At 46.9% G+C, this 15642-nt stretch carries 11 protein-coding genes and 1 tRNA gene; all 12 read right to left on the reverse strand.

The features are described 5' to 3' along the window. Positions 1–96: 96 nt before the first annotated feature. Complete coding sequence (gene fusA / locus NSCA4_RS0104210; protein ID WP_016686978.1) at positions 97–2202, reverse strand: elongation factor G; 2106 nt, start codon at positions 2200–2202, stop codon at positions 97–99. Positions 2203–2220: 18 nt separating this feature from the next. After that, entirely contained in the window at positions 2221–2691 is a 471-nt protein-coding gene (gene rpsG / locus NSCA4_RS0104215) for a 30S ribosomal protein S7 (RefSeq protein WP_003745196.1), read from the reverse strand. A gap of 117 nt (positions 2692–2808) precedes the next feature. Next, positions 2809–3180, reverse strand: a complete 372-nt coding sequence (rpsL, locus tag NSCA4_RS0104220; RefSeq protein WP_002218431.1) for a 30S ribosomal protein S12 — start codon at positions 3178–3180, stop codon at positions 2809–2811. A gap of 353 nt (positions 3181–3533) precedes the next feature. Further along, on the reverse strand, positions 3534–7709 hold the full coding sequence (gene rpoC, locus NSCA4_RS0104225) for a DNA-directed RNA polymerase subunit beta' (protein ID WP_016686979.1): 4176 nt from the start codon (positions 7707–7709) through the stop codon (positions 3534–3536). A gap of 167 nt (positions 7710–7876) precedes the next feature. After that, positions 7877–12055, reverse strand: a complete 4179-nt coding sequence (gene rpoB / locus NSCA4_RS0104230; RefSeq protein ID WP_016686980.1) for a DNA-directed RNA polymerase subunit beta — start codon at positions 12053–12055, stop codon at positions 7877–7879. A 189-nt stretch (positions 12056–12244) separates the two neighbouring features. Beyond that, complete coding sequence (gene rplL / locus NSCA4_RS0104235; RefSeq protein WP_003677916.1) at positions 12245–12616, reverse strand: 50S ribosomal protein L7/L12; 372 nt, start codon at positions 12614–12616, stop codon at positions 12245–12247. 58 nt (positions 12617–12674) lie between these two features. After that, positions 12675–13175 carry a 50S ribosomal protein L10 gene (gene rplJ, locus NSCA4_RS0104240; RefSeq protein WP_016686981.1) on the reverse strand — a complete coding sequence of 167 codons (501 nt, stop codon included), beginning with the start codon at positions 13173–13175 and terminating at the stop codon, positions 12675–12677. Between the two features lie 225 nt (positions 13176–13400). Then, entirely contained in the window at positions 13401–14096 is a 696-nt protein-coding gene (rplA, locus tag NSCA4_RS0104245; protein ID WP_016686982.1) for a 50S ribosomal protein L1, read from the reverse strand. Next, positions 14096–14530 carry a 50S ribosomal protein L11 gene (gene rplK, locus NSCA4_RS0104250; protein WP_002220151.1) on the reverse strand — a complete coding sequence of 145 codons (435 nt, stop codon included), beginning with the start codon at positions 14528–14530 and terminating at the stop codon, positions 14096–14098. Before rplK ends, rplA begins: the two co-directional genes overlap by 1 nt. Positions 14531–14636: 106 nt before the next feature. Next, the gene (gene nusG, locus NSCA4_RS0104255; RefSeq protein ID WP_003760509.1) at positions 14637–15170 is read right to left on the reverse strand and encodes a transcription termination/antitermination protein NusG; all 534 of its coding nucleotides are present in this window, start codon (positions 15168–15170) and stop codon (positions 14637–14639) included. 2 nt (positions 15171–15172) lie between these two features. Further along, the gene (gene secE, locus NSCA4_RS12800; protein ID WP_003742644.1) at positions 15173–15445 is read right to left on the reverse strand and encodes a preprotein translocase subunit SecE; all 273 of its coding nucleotides are present in this window, start codon (positions 15443–15445) and stop codon (positions 15173–15175) included. 115 nt (positions 15446–15560) lie between these two features. Beyond that, positions 15561–15636, reverse strand: a tRNA-Trp gene (locus tag NSCA4_RS0104260). Positions 15637–15642 lie beyond the last annotated feature (6 nt).

The raw sequence follows: 15642 nt of genomic DNA on the forward strand, positions 1-15642 counted from the left end.
TTAGCCATGAGCTAATTCCTTTACATTAAAGATCGATTAAAGAACAGAGGTCGTCTGAAAAATCATTTCAGCCTTCAGACGACCTATTTTGCCTGATTAGCCTTTACGGGCTTCAGTTACAGCAGCAGCTACGTGGGCAGGAGCTTCAGAATATTTCTTGAACTCCATAGAGTAAGTAGCGCGGCCTTGGGTTGCAGAACGCAGGTCGGTAGAATAACCGAACATTTCTGCCAGAGGTACTTCGGCACGGACTTTTTTACCGCCGATACCGTCATCATCCATACCCAATACAACGCCACGACGACGGTTCAAGTCGCCCATTACGTCACCCATGTATTCTTCAGGGGTTTCCACTTCAACTGCCATGATTGGCTCAAGCAGAGCAGGATTGGCTTTACGCATACCTTCTTTGAAGGCTTGAGAAGCAGCCAATTCGAAGGCCAGTTGAGAGGAGTCAACGTCGTGTGAAGAACCGAAGATCAAACGTACGCGTACGTCAACTACTGGATAGCCTGCAACGATACCGTTAGGCAGGGTATCGCGGATACCTTTATCGACAGAAGGAATGAATTCGCGAGGGATCACACCACCTTTAATTTCATCGATAAATTCGTAGCCTTCGCCACCTGGTTCCATAGGTTCCATTTTGATCACAACGTGACCGTATTGACCTTTACCACCGGATTGCTTGGCGTGTTTGTATTCGGCTTCGACTTCTTTGCGAATGGTTTCGCGGTAAGCCACTTGAGGCGCACCGATGTTCGCTTCCACACCGAATTCGCGTTTCATACGGTCAACAATAATTTCCAAGTGCAGCTCACCCATACCGGAAATAATGGTTTGACCGGATTCTTCGTCTGTACGAACACGGAAAGAAGGGTCTTCTTTAGCCAGACGGTTCAGGGCGATACCCATTTTCTCTTGGTCGGCTTTGGTTTTCGGCTCAACGGCAATATGGATTACCGGCTCAGGGAATTCCATGCGTTCCAAAATAATCGGCGCACTTTCTGCACACAAGGTTTCACCGGTAGTAACGTCTTTCAGACCGATAGCAGCTGCGATATCGCCAGCGCGTACTTCTTCAATTTCAGTACGGTCTGCAGCAGTCATTTGTACTAAACGGCCGATACGTTCACGAGTGCCTTTTACAGAGTTCAATACGGTATCACCGGATTTCACGACACCGGAGTAAACGCGGATGAAAGTCAGCTGACCAACGTATTTGTCGTTCAACATTTTGAACGCCAATGCAGAGAATTTCTCTTCATCGCTGGCTTGGCGGCTGTCGGCTTCTTCAGTATTAGGGTTAACACCTTGAACCGGAGGAATATCGGTAGGAGCCGGCAGCAATTCTACAACTGCGTCCAACATACGTTGAACACCTTTGTTTTTAAATGCAGAACCACACAACATCGGTTGGATTTCGCCCGCCAGAGTACGTTGACGCAAACCGCCTACGATTTCTTCCTCAGTCAGCTCATCGCCGCCCAAGTATTTATCCATCAATTCTTCGCTGGCTTCTGCTGCAGCTTCAATCATGTTTTGACGCCATTCTTCAGCAGTTTCAACCAACTCAGCAGGAATATCGCCATAGGTAAAGGTCGTGCCTTTGTCAGCTTCGTTCCAGATGATAGATTTCATTTTCAGCAGGTCAACAACGCCACTGAAGCTATCTTCTGCACCAACCGGGATTACGATAGGTACAGGGTTTGCGCGCAAACGGGTTTTCATTTGCTCGACAACGCGGAAGAAGTTGGCACCCTGACGGTCCATTTTGTTTACAAACGCCAAGCGCGGTACTTGGTATTTGTTAGCTTGACGCCATACGGTTTCAGATTGTGGCTGAACACCGCCCACTGCGCAGTAAACCATTACCGCACCGTCCAATACACGCATAGAGCGCTCCACCTCTACGGTAAAGTCAACGTGTCCCGGTGTGTCGATGATGTTGAAGCGGTGTTCAGGGAATTGTTTCGCCATACCGGACCAGTAGGAAGTTACGGCAGCAGAAGTAATGGTAATACCACGCTCTTGCTCTTGTTCCATGTAGTCGGTAGTAGCCGCACCGTCATGTACCTCGCCCAATTTGTGGGTCAAACCGGTATAGAACAAAATACGTTCTGTAGTAGTGGTTTTACCCGCGTCGATATGAGCGGAAATACCGATGTTGCGGTACAGGCTGATCGGGGTCTTACGAGCCATTTTATTAGCCTTTCAAAATTAGAAACGGAAGTGAGAGAATGCTTTGTTGGCTTCAGCCATGCGGTGTACTTCTTCACGTTTTTTCAACGCACCGCCACGACCTTCGGACGCATCAATCAACTCGCCTGCCAAACGCAGGTCCATGGATTTCTCACCACGTTTGCGGGCCGCATCGCGAACCCAGCGCATTGCAAGAGCCAGACGGCGTGAAGGGCGAACCTCAACAGGAACTTGGTAGTTTGCACCACCTACACGGCGGCTTTTCACTTCCACGATAGGCTTGGCGTTTGCAATGGCTTCGTTGAATACTTCGATTGCTGCTTTGCCGGTTTTTTTCTCGATTTGCTCCAACGCACCGTAAACGATACGCTCGGCAACAGATTTTTTACCGTCAATCATCAATACGTTCATGAATTTAGTCAGCTCGACGCTGCCAAATTTAGGATCAGGCAACACATCGCGCTTGGGGACTTCTCTACGTCTTGGCATTTTAATTTCCTTTAATCTATTCAGTCGGGTCAATTCCCATGAATACCCAAAAGAGTATTCACTTACTCGGCCGTTGTTCAGCTTAGGCGGCCGACGTGCCTATTTAAGTCCCTGCAATTATTTAGGACGCTTAGCACCGTATTTAGAACGGGCTTGTTTACGGTCTTTAACACCTGCAGTATCCAAGGAACCGCGTACAGTGTGGTAACGCACACCCGGCAAGTCTTTTACACGACCGCCGCGAATCAGTACGACGCTGTGCTCTTGGAGGTTGTGGCCTTCACCGCCGATGTATGAAATGACTTCAAAACCGTTGGTCAGGCGAACTTTACATACTTTACGCAATGCAGAGTTAGGTTTTTTAGGGGTAGTCGTGTATACACGGGTGCACACACCGCGTTTTTGCGGGCAAGCTTCCAGTGCAGGCACTTTATTTACGTACACAGGCTTTTGACGGCCTTTGCGTACCAATTGGTTGATAGTTGGCATATTTTCTCGTCCTGTTGAGTTAAATACTTGCCGACACCATGTCGGCAAGCGTGGAATTATATTTTTATTGCAAGAGTTTAGTCAAGCAAACGGTAGAGAAAATTTGGTATTTTGTATTTACTAAGAACTATTTAGCAACTGAGTTCGTCTGAAATGGATAAAGGGTTATCAAACGATACGCACTCTTTGTTCAGACGACCTTTATCAAGCATAAATCGGTTTGCAACTCTATTAGAGCCACCCTTCCTACCGTACTTTTCATAACGACACTGATAATCCACACAGGTCGTCTGAAAAAGAAAACCGCAAGTGGTATTGCCTTGCGGTTTTCTCTTAAACAAACATCCTACGGATTATTCATCTGTTGCTTCGATTTCGGAAGCTTCTTGCTCCGCTTCCTGCCATTGCTGGCGGCGGCTACGGTGGTAAGTCAAACCGGTACCGGCAGGAATCAGACGACCTACGATTACGTTCTCTTTCAGACCACGCAACTCGTCTTGTTTGCCCATGATGGCGGCTTCGGTCAGAACGCGGGTCGTTTCTTGGAACGATGCGGCAGAAATGAAGCTGTCAGTAGACAGAGAGGCTTTGGTAATACCCAACAATACGTTTTCGTAACGTGCCAGTTCTTTACCTTCTTCCAAAGCTTTTTCATTGGCTGTCATGACATCGCCACGTTCAACTTGTTCACCGGTAATGAATTCAGTTTCACCTGAATCGACGATATTCACACGGCGCAGCATCTGACGGATGATGACTTCGATGTGTTTATCGGAAATTTTCACACCTTGCAGGCGGTAAACCTCTTGCACTTCTTGAACGATATAACGCGCCAGTGCTTCGATACCTTGCAGACGCAGGATATCATGCGGATCAACAGCTCCGTCCACGATGGTTTCACCACGGTTTACCACTTGACCGTCGTGCACCAAAATTTGTTTCTCTTTAGAAATCAAAGTTTCGTATGCCACGCCGTCTACGTCAGTGATGATCAGACGTTGCTTGCCTTTGGTCTCTTTACCGAAAGAAACGGTACCGGTAATTTCTGCCAGCATACCTGCATCTTTCGGCACGCGTGCTTCAAACAACTCGGCAACGCGCGGCAGACCACCGGTAATGTCGCGGGTTTTGGAAGAGGCTTGCGGGATACGCGCCAATACGTCACCTTTACCGATTTCCTGACCTTCGCGTACGGTAATCACAGCACCCACGGGGAATGCCATAGATACCGGAGTGGAAGTACCCGGGATGCAGATTTCCAAACCGTTTTCATCCAAGAGTTTCACAGTCGGACGCAACAGTTTGGATGCGCTGCTGGAGCGGCGTTTACCGTCAATAACCACCAAAGTGGACAAACCGGTTACATCGTCAGTTTGTTTGGCAACGGTTACACCCTCTTCCACGTTCTCGAATTTCACCCAACCTGCATGTTCGGTAATCATCGGACGGGTATGCGGATCCCAAGTTGCCAACGTTTGACCGGCTTTAATGGCTTCACCGTCTTGAACCATCAAAATCGCACCGTAAGGCACTTTGTGGCGTTCGCGCTCACGACCGATGTCATCATGAATAACGACTTCGCAAGAGCGTCCGATGACAACCAATTCGCCTTTGTTGTTGGCAACATAACGCATTTGGCTACTGAATCGTGCCGTACCGTTGGATTTGGCTTCAACTTGGCTGGCTGCTGCCGCACGGGATGCCGCACCACCGATGTGGAACGTACGCATGGTCAACTGGGTACCCGGTTCACCGATAGACTGAGCAGCAATCACGCCGACTGCTTCTCCGGCATTGACCAATTTGCCGCGTGCCAAGTCGCGACCATAACAGTGTGCGCACAAGCCATGGCGGGTTTTACAAGTAATTGGGGTACGGACCTTGACTTCATCGACACCGGATTGGTCAATCATATCCACCAGTTTTTCAGTCAACAGCGTACCGGCTTCAACCAAGGTCTCACCACTTGACGGATCGACAACGTCAGACGCGGTAACACGACCCAAAATACGATCGCGCAATGCTTCAATCACATCACCGCCTTGTACGACCGCCTTCATGACAAAGCCGTCTGAAGTACCACAATCGTCTTCAACAACGACCAAGTCTTGAGTTACATCTACCAGACGACGGGTCAGGTAACCGGAGTTCGCGGTTTTCAATGCGGTATCCGCCAAACCCTTACGCGCACCGTGGGTCGCAATAAAGTATTGCAATACGGTCAGACCTTCGCGGAAGTTTGAGGTAATCGGCGTCTCAATAATCGAGCCGTCAGGTTTTGCCATCAAACCGCGCATACCGGACAACTGTTTAATCTGAGCCGCAGAACCACGGGCACCAGAGTCCGCCATCATGTAGATGGAGTTGAATGACTCTTGATCGACCTCGTTGCCATCACGATCGATAACTTTTTGTTTGGACAAGTTATCCATCATCGCTTTAGCGATTTTATCGCCGGCACGACCCCAAATATCCACCACTTTGTTGTAGCGTTCGCCGTTGGTGACCAAACCTTGACGGTATTGGTCTTCGATTTCTTTAACCTCGGCATTGGCTTCAGCCAACAAGGCTGCTTTTTCTTTCGGAATTTCCATGTCGTCAACAGCAATGGAAATACCGCCTTTGGCTGCGAATCCAAAACCGGTATACATCAAGTGGTCGGCGAAGATAACCGTATCGCGCAAACCGCATAGGCGGAACGATGCGTTAATCAGCTTGGAAATTTCTTTTTTCTTCAGCGCTTTGTTGATGTATTCGAACGGCAGGCCTTTAGGTAGGATTTCGCTCAACAATGCACGACCCACAGTCGTTTCGTAACGGGTAACGACTGGCTCGAATTCACCGGCTTCGTTTTTCACCCATTCGCGCAGACGTACGGTGATTTTCGTACCCAGCTCAACCTGTTTGGTATGGTATGCACGATGCACTTCTTTTACATCAGCAAACAGGCTACCCTCACCTTTGGCATTGATGCGGTCGCGGGTCATGTAGTACAGGCCCAATACGATGTCTTGGGAAGGTACGATAATAGGTTCGCCGTTGGCAGGAGACAATACGTTGTTTGAAGCCAGCATCAGTGTACGCGCTTCCATTTGCGCTTCCAAGCTCAATGGAACGTGTACCGCCATTTGGTCACCGTCAAAGTCGGCGTTAAACGCGGCACATACCAACGGATGCAACTGAATGGCTTTACCTTCAATCAGGATAGGTTCAAACGCTTGAATACCCAAACGGTGCAGGGTCGGCGCACGATTCAGCATAATCGGATGTTCGCGAATGACTTCCTCCAAGATGTCCCATACTTCAGGTACTTCTTGCTCTACCAATTTTTTCGCTGCTTTAACGGTAGAGGCCAGACCTTGTTTTTCAAGTTTATGGAAAATGAACGGTTTGAACAGTTCCAAAGCCATTTTTTTCGGCAGACCGCATTGGTGCAGACGCAGGTATGGACCTACGGTAATCACGGAACGACCGGAGTAGTCCACACGTTTACCCAGCAGGTTTTGACGGAAACGACCGCCCTTACCTTTAATCATGTCTGCCAATGATTTCAACGGACGTTTGTTGGCACCGGTCATGGCTTTACCGCGACGACCGTTATCCAACAGCGAGTCAACCGCTTCTTGCAACATACGTTTTTCGTTGCGGACGATGATGTCTGGCGCGTGCAGTTCTAACAGGCGTTTCAGACGGTTGTTACGGTTGATGACGCGACGGTATAAATCGTTCAAATCGGAAGTGGCAAAACGACCACCGTCCAACGGAACCAGAGGACGCAAATCAGGCGGCAATACTGGCAGCACGTCCATAATCATCCACTCCAGTTTCATACCGGAACGGTGGAAGGCTTCCAACACTTTCAAGCGTTTGGCGATTTTTTTGATTTTGGTATCTGAACCGGTCGACTCAAGCTCTTGGCGCAGGATTTCGATTTCGCCTGCTACATCCAAGGTGCGCAACAATTCGCGGATACCTTCCGCACCCATTTTGGCATCGAAATCGTCGCCGTATTCGTCCAGTTTGTTGTAGTAGTCATCTTCAGTTAGCAATTGACGGCGTTGCAGCGGAGTCATGCCGGGGTCGGTCACAACAAATGCTTCAAAGTACAATACGCGCTCGATGTCGCGCAAAGTCATGTCCAACACCATGCCCAAACGAGAAGGCAAAGATTTCAAGAACCAAATGTGTGCGACAGGTGCGGCCAATTCGATATGACCCATGCGTTCGCGGCGTACTTTGGACAAAGTCACTTCCACGCCACATTTTTCACAGGTTACACCTTTAAATTTCAAGCGTTTATATTTTCCGCACAAGCATTCGTAGTCTTTAACCGGACCAAAGATTTTGGCGCAGAACAGACCATCGCGCTCAGGTTTGAACGTGCGATAGTTGATGGTTTCAGGCTTTTTAACTTCGCCGTAAGACCATGAGCGGATGGTTTCGGGAGAAGCAATGCCGATTTTGATGGCATCAAACTCTTCTTCCATGCCGGCAGTTTGCAACGGATTAAATAAGTTCAACAAATTCATTTTTGCTCCTTGAAGGAAGTATTTTTACCGCGTGGCGGATTTTCGATATTAGAAACGGTACGTTGCGGTTTCAGACGACCTGATCTGTTCAGATTCCGATTCATTCATTCTTATTCTGCAACCGCTTTTTCAGACGACCTAGAGAGAGGTCGTCTGAAAACTTCTGTTTAGTAACGCTCCAAATCGATATCCAAGCCCAGTGAGCGAATCTCTTTAACCAATACGTTAAAGGACTCAGGCATACCGGCATCGATTTTGTGTTCGCCTTTGACAATGTTCTCGTACATTTTGGTACGGCCTGTTACGTCGTCGGACTTCACGGTCAACATCTCTTGCAGTGTGTAGGCTGCGCCGTATGCTTCCAGCGCCCAAACCTCCATCTCACCGAAACGTTGACCACCGAACTGAGCTTTACCGCCCAAAGGCTGTTGCGTAACCAGACTGTACGGACCGGTAGAACGCGCGTGCATTTTTTCATCAACCAAGTGGTGCAGTTTCAGATAGTGCATCACACCTACTGTGACCTTACGGTCAAACGGTTCGCCTGAGCGTCCGTCATACAGTGTGATTTGGGTTTTGCTGTCGTTAAAGCCCAGTTTTTCGACCTCAGGATCATCGCTCGGATAAGCCAAATTCAGCATTTCGCGGATTTCGGATTCTTTCGCACCGTCAAACACCGGCGATGCGAAAGATGCGCCTTTACGCAGGTTGGAAGCCAGTTCGATGATTTCTTCATCAGACAGAGCGTCCAAATCTTCTTTCTTACCGCTGCCGTTGTAGAGTTTGTTCAAGAACTCGCGAAGCTCGCTGGCTTTGCGTTGCTCTTTCAGCATACGGTCGATACGCTCGCCGATACCTTTTGCAGCCCAGCCCAAGTGAACTTCCAAAATCTGACCGATGTTCATACGGGAAGGTACACCCAACGGATTCAGTACGATGTCCACAGGACGACCATCCGCCATGTAAGGCATGTCTTCCACTGGCAGAATACGCGATACCACACCTTTGTTACCGTGGCGGCCCGCCATTTTGTCACCGGCTTGCAGACGGCGTTTGATGGCGATAAAGACTTTCACCATTTTTTGTACGCCAGGCTGCAATTCGTCGCCTTGGGTCAGTTTTTTCTTCTTGATTTCGTACAACTCGTCCGCTTCTTCGCGTTTTTGTTGCAGACTCAATTTAATCAGTTCTAATTGTTTGGCCAAATCTTCATCAGACAAACGGATATCGAACCAATCGTGTTTGCTAGGCAGACCCGCCAGATATTCCGTCGAAATTTCGCTGCCTTTGGCCAGCTTCATCGGACCACCGTTGGCTTTTTGACCAACGATCATACGCTCAATACGGTCGAATGCATCGTTATCAAAAATACGCAACTGGTCACCCAAGTCTTGACGGTAACGTTTCAGCTCGGAATCAATAATGGATTGAGCACGTTTGTCGCGTTGGATACCCTCTCGGGTAAAGACTTGAACGTCGATAACCGTACCGCTCATACCGGTAGGCATACGCAACGAAGTGTCTTTTACGTCAGATGCTTTTTCACCAAAGATGGCGCGCAACAGTTTCTCTTCAGGAGTCAGTTGGGTTTCGCCTTTAGGCGTTACTTTACCTACCAACACATCGCCTGCTTCCACTTCCGCACCGATATAAACAATACCGGATTCATCCAAACGGTTTTGCATACGCTCGGACAAGTTCGGAATATCGCGGGTAATATCTTCCGCACCCAGCTTGGTATCGCGGGCAACGACATTCAATTCCTCAATGTGAATCGAAGTATAGCGGTCGTCTGCAGCCACTTTTTCAGAAATCAGAATTGAGTCTTCATAGTTATAACCGTTCCATGGCATGAAGGCGATGGTCATGTTTTGACCCAGAGCCAATTCGCCCAAATCAGTGGATGCACCGTCAGCAATCAAATCGCCGCGTTGCAAAACGTCGCCTGCTTTGACGGCAGGACGTTGGTTAATGTTGGTAGATTGGTTGGAACGGGTGAATTTAACCAAGTTGTAAATATCGACACCCACTTCACCGGCAGTCGCTTCATCGTCATGAACACGAATCACAACACGGTTGGCATCAACATACTCAACCACACCGCCGCGACGGGCAACGATTGCGGTAGCAGAGTCAACGGCAACAGAACGCTCAATACCGGTACCAACCATCGGTTTTTCAGGACGCAGGCACGGTACGGCCTGACGTTGCATGTTGGCACCCATCAATGCACGGTTCGCATCATCGTGTTCCAAGAACGGAATCAGGGATGCCGCTACGGATACCACTTGACCGGTTGCCACGTCCATATATTGCACACGGTCAGGCGTTGCCATAATGGTTTCGCCTTTTTCGCGACAAGTGACCAAGTCACCAATCAAATTACCGTCTTTGTCCAAATCAGCATTCGCCTGAGCAATCACATAGCGGCCTTCTTCGATAGCTGACAAGTAATCGATTTCCTCGGTTACTTTGCCGTCGATAACGCGGCGGTAAGGGGTTTCCAAGAAACCATAATCGTTGGTACGTGCATAGACGGACAATGAGTTAATCAAACCAATGTTCGGACCTTCAGGCGTTTCAATCGGACATACGCGACCATAGTGAGTCGGATGCACGTCTCGCACCTCGAAACCGGCACGTTCACGGGTCAAACCACCCGGGCCTAACGCAGATACACGGCGTTTATGGGTTACTTCAGACAAGGGGTTGGTCTGGTCCATAAACTGACTCAATTGGCTTGAGCCGAAGAATTCTTTGATGGCGGCAGAAACAGGTTTCGCATTAATCAAATCATGCGGCATTAAGTTTTCTGATTCCGCTTGATTCAGGCGTTCTTTTACGGCACGTTCCACACGAGCCAAACCGCTGCGGAATTGGTTTTCAGTCAACTCACCTACCGAACGCACACGACGGTTGCCCAAGTGGTCAATATCGTCCACTTCGCCATGACCGTTACGCAATTCAACCAAAGTAGCAATAGAGGCAACAATATCTTCGACGCTCAGGACATAACCGCCTTTTTCGGCAGCACCTGCGAAAGTTTCGTTCAACAAACGGCCATACCAAGACTGCTGTTGTACTTCAGACAATTTTTGCTCATAAGTACGCGTATTGAATTTCATACGGCCTACGCGAGACAAATCGTAGCTGTCCTCACTGAAGAACAAGCGGTTAAACAATTGCTCGACAGCTTCCTCGGTAGGCGGCTCGCCCGGGCGCATCATGCGGTAAATCGCAACACGCGCTGCTTGCTGATCAGCAGTCTCATCAGTGCGCAGAGTATTGGAAATATAGCCACCCTGATCCAATTCATTAATGTAAAGCGTAGTAAGCTGTTTTACACCATGGATATCAAATTTTGCCAACAACTCTTCAGTGATTTCATCGTTGGCAACAGCCAATACTTCACCCGTTTCAGGATCAATCAAATCCGCGGCCAAGGCTTTGCCAATCAGGCTTTCCGGCTCCACATCCAAACGGGTTAATCCCGCATTGCTAATATCACGGATATTTTTTGCGGTAATGCGTTTACCTTTAGCAACCAATACGTTGCCTTCTTTATCTAAGATATCAACTTTGGCAGTTTCACCTTTCAGACGACCTACAACCAAATCGGTTTGAACACCATTTTCAGACAGATAGAACGTTTCTTTATCGTAGAAAATATCCAAGATCTGCTCATTGTTGTAGCCCAAAGCCTTCAACAAAATCGTAACCGGCATTTTACGACGACGGTCGATACGGAAATACAGCAGATCTTTCGGGTCAAATTCGAAATCCAACCACGAACCACGGTAAGGAATGATTCGAGCAGAGAACAACAATTTACCGGAAGAATGGGTTTTACCACGGTCATGCTCAAAGAACACACCGGGAGAACGATGCAACTGAGAAACAATTACACGTTCGGTACCATTAATGACAAACGAACCGCTTGGAGTCATCAATGGGATTTCGCCCATGTACACTTCATTTTCACGAACTTCTTTGACTGTCGGTTTAGACGCTTCCTTGTCTAAAATAACCAATCGGATACGCGCACGCAGAGGTGCGGCATAAGTGATTCCTCGCAATTGACATTCAGGAATATCGAACAAAGGCTCACCCAGCGTGTAATGCACAAACTCCAGACGCGCATAACCGTTATGGCTTACGATAGGGAAAATAGAATTAAATGCAGCCTGCAGACCATCGTCAGTACGCTGATCAAAAGCATTTTCTAATTGCAGAAATTTCGCATAAGAATCAATTTGTGTTGCCAACAAAAAGGGAACGTCCAATACGTTCTCTCGTTTTGCAAAACTCTTACGGATACGTTTTTTCTCGGTAAACGAATAGTTCATATACACTCCGAAAAGCAATTTTTAAAGAAAGAGGTCGTCTGAAATAACGCCTATTGTTTGTGATATTTACATTTATTTAAACTTAACTTACGAATAAATTGCAAATAAATGTAAATATCAAATTAACCTAATAACAACAAGCAAAATAAGGCTGGCAGATAACTGCCAGCCTTCACGGGAAGCATCAAATTATTTGATTTCGACTTTAGCGCCGGCTTCTTCCAGTTGTTTTTGGATGTCTTCAGCTTCAGCTTTAGAAACACCTTCTTTAAGAGTTTTAGGTGCACCGTCAACGATGTCTTTAGCTTCTTTCAGACCCAGACCAGTAATTGCGCGAACTACTTTAATCACGCCAACTTTTTGGTCACCGGCAGAAGCCAATACTACGTCAAATTCAGTTTTTTCTTCAGCAGCAGCTGCACCAGCACCTGCAGGACCTGCAACTGCAACTGCAGCAGCAGAAACACCGAATTTTTCTTCAAAAGCTTTAACTAAGTCGTTCAATTCCATTACGGTCAAAGAACCAACTGCTTCCAAAATGTCTTCTTTAGTAATAGCCATGCTATTTATACTCCAAATATTGTATTAAAAAATAATTGATTAACAGAAACAAAATTGATTAAGCGGCTTCTTCGCCTGCTTTTTTCTCTGCCAAAGCAGCCAAACCGCGCGCAAAGCCTGATACAGGAGCTTGCATAACGAACAACAGTTTGGACAACAGCTCTTCGCGGCTCTGAATAGAAGCCAACTCAGCAACCTGAGCAGCATTCATTACTTCACCATTGTAAGAACCGGCTTTAACTACAATCTTGTCATCTTTTTTCGCGAATTGGTGCAGCACTTTAGCAGCAGCAACAGCATCTTCAGAAGCAGCATAAACCAACGGACCAACCATTTGATCAGCTAAAGCTGCGAATGAAGTACCCTCTACTGCACGACGAGCCAATGTGTTTTTCAGAACGCGCAAGTAAACGCCTTCTTTACGCGCATTAGCGCGAAGCTCAGTCATGCTGGAAACACTGATACCGCGATATTCAGCAACCACGAGAGTCTGAGCGTTAGCAATTGCTGCGCTGATTTCCTCTACGGCTACTTTCTTGGTTTCAATATTGAGACTCAAGGTCTACCTCCCACTGTTTATAAACAGGATATCTGAATGATATCCCACCAGCGCGGTAACCTAAAAAGACATCTTACAAGCAATCTTGCAATGTGTTTCAGGACTACCGTCTGCGTAGGGCAGTTACGATTAAATCTTGCGATCCCTACGGTCTTGGACATCTACTTAATTCTAAGTAGCCCAAATTCAAGCAACTCAGAAAGAGTTGCTTGAAAATTTCTTAGATTAGTTATTCACGCTTGATGTATCAACGCGAACACCTAAACCCATAGTACTGGATACAGCAACTTTTTTCAGGTACTGACCTTTAGCAGCAGCAGGTTTAGCTTTAACGATAGCATCCAACAATGCATCAAAGTTCTCTTTCAAATCAGCCTCAGCAAATGAAGCACGACCGATAGTTGCATGAACGATACCAGCTTTGTCTGTACGATATTGCACTTGACCTGCTTTTGCATTTTTAACTGCTTCAGCCACATTAGGAGTAACAGTACCCACTTTAGGGTTTGGCATCAAGCCACGTGGACCCAAGATGGTACCCAATTGACCAACAATGCGCATTGCATCAGGAGAAGCAATAATAACGTCAAAGTTCAGATTACCTGCTTTGATCTCAGCAGCCAAATCTTCAAAGCCGACAACATCAGCACCAGCTTCTTTAGCTGCATCAGCATTTGCACCTTGAGTAAATACTGCTACGCGGGTTGTTTTACCGGTACCTTTAGGCAGAACGACTGAACCACGGATAACTTGGTCAGATTTACGCGGATCAACACCTAAGTTGAAAGATACGTCGACAGACTCGTCAAATTTAGCAGTTGCTGCTTTTTTGACCAAAGCAATTGCTTCATCAATCGCATATAATTTATTGGCTTCAACAGAAGAGCGCAAAGCTTTCAAGCGTTTAGATACTTTAGCCATTATACAACACCCTCCACATCCAAGCCCATTGAGCGAGCAGAACCAGCAATAGTACGAACGGCAGCATCCAAGTCAGCCGCAGTCAAATCTGGTTCTTTAGTTTTAGCAATTTCTTCCAACTGAGCACGGGTCAATTTACCCACTTTATTTGTCAGAGGATTAGAACTACCTTTTTGCAGACCAGCAGCTTTTTTCAACAGAATAGAAGCCGGAGGAGTTTTCATCACAAAAGTGAATGATTTATCCGCAAATGCAGTAATGACAACTGGAATCGGCAAACCAGGCTCCATGCCTTGAGTTGCAGCATTAAATGCCTTACAGAATTCCATAATATTCAGACCACGTTGACCCAAAGCAGGACCAACTGGGGGAGATGGATTGGCTTTACCTGCAGGAATTTGCAGTTTGATGTAGCCGATAATTTTCTTTGCCACTTAGTAGGACTCCTAAAAACGGGTATAGCGCGGAACCATTTCCGCTTCCCAAAAAGAATTTAGCATTGTATTTGCTTAGAGATTTTTTTTCAAGAGATTTAAAAACTTAAATCTTTTCCACTTGACCAAACTCTAGCTCAACCGGGGTTTCACGACCAAAAATCTGAACAGAAACCCTCAATTTATTACGCTCATAATTCACTTCATCTACAATACCATTGAAGTCAGCAAAAGGCCCTTCGTTTACACGAACTTGCTGTCCAACTTCAAATTCAACCTTAGGCTTAGGCTTCTCAACCCCAGAACGAACCTGTTGCAAGATTGCATCAGCTTCTCTTTGAGAAATCGGAGTAGGCTTATTTGCCGTACCACCAATAAAGCCTGAAACACGGGGGGTGCTTTTCACCAAATGCCATGAGTCATCAGTCATTTCCATTTCGACCAAGACATAGCCTGGATAAAACTTACGCTCACTAATGGTTTTTCGACCATTTTTGATATCGACCACTTCTTCAACAGGAACAAGGATCTGACCGAAATAACCCTCCATACCTTCGCGAGCAATGCGCTCTTTTAATGTCTTTTGGACATTTTTCTCAAAGCCGGAATAAGCCTGCACAACATACCAACGTTTTGACATTTTTACCCCCTCTTCAACAACACATCAAAAAACAGCCATGAAATAGCGCTGTCTGCCGCATAAATAAATACTGCCAAGATTGAAACAAATATAACGACGAAGATCGTCATCTTAACTGCATCATCTCGCGCAGGCCAAACAACTTTTTTAAACTCAGACCATGAGTTTCTAAAATAGGAAAGCAGCCCTTCTCGCTTAGGCGGCGTAGAATGATTGCCGGATGTTACAAGCTGACCCGACTTTTCTGCTTTATGTTCAGATGTATGTTCAGTCATCTTTACTCACTCACCACAGCATCAAAGTCGCACTATCTCACTCATGCAATGGTTTAAATTATTACTAAAAAAATGCAAAAAAATTAACCGGCACAGGGCCGGTTAATTTTTTATTTGGCAGGCCAAGAGGGTCTCGAACCCCCAACCCTCGGTTTTGGAGACCGATACTCTACCAATTGAGCTATTGGCCTCTAAAC

Source organism: Neisseria sicca 4320 (assembly GCF_000193735.1).
Classification (GTDB): Bacteria; Pseudomonadota; Gammaproteobacteria; order Burkholderiales; family Neisseriaceae; genus Neisseria; species Neisseria sicca_E.